The organism is Azospirillum oleiclasticum, assembly GCF_013423485.1.
In the GTDB taxonomy this organism is placed as follows: domain Bacteria; phylum Pseudomonadota; class Alphaproteobacteria; order Azospirillales; family Azospirillaceae; genus Azospirillum; species Azospirillum oleiclasticum.
Genome location: NZ_JABFFR010000124.1, coordinates 1 through 343, shown reverse-complemented (window position 1 = coordinate 343; position 343 = coordinate 1). Strand labels below are relative to the sequence as shown.

The 343-nt window shown below is 75.2% G+C and carries 1 protein-coding gene; it reads left to right on the top strand.

The window, feature by feature from the left end; genetic code table 11:
- Window positions 1-88 precede the first annotated feature (88 nt).
- Window positions 89-343, top strand: a 255-nt coding sequence (locus HL658_RS36560) for a hypothetical protein (RefSeq protein ID WP_211109952.1), incomplete at its 3' end; no start/stop codon positions are given.

Sequence of the window (343 nt, the reverse complement as noted above, 5' to 3'; positions counted from 1 at the left end):
GACGAAGACGGTGACCGAGGGCGGCCAGGCCGTCGCCAGCGCGGAGCTGGCGCAGGCCAGGGCGGCCATCACCGCGCGGGTGGATGCCATGGTGGCCGGTACGCCCGAAAAGACCTACACCGCCGGCGAGGGTGCGGTGGAGGCGGCCAAGGCGCGCTGGGATCCGGCGACCGTGAAGCCAATGCTCGAAATGGCCGGCTATGTCGGCGATCAGGCCGCCGCGAAGGCGGCCGAAGGGCTGGCGAACGAGCTGGCGGGCTTGCGCCGCGGCACGGACGCCGCCCTCTACCAGCGCCGGCTGGCGCAGGGCGGCATCGACCTGTCGGCGCCGGCGGCGGCGGCG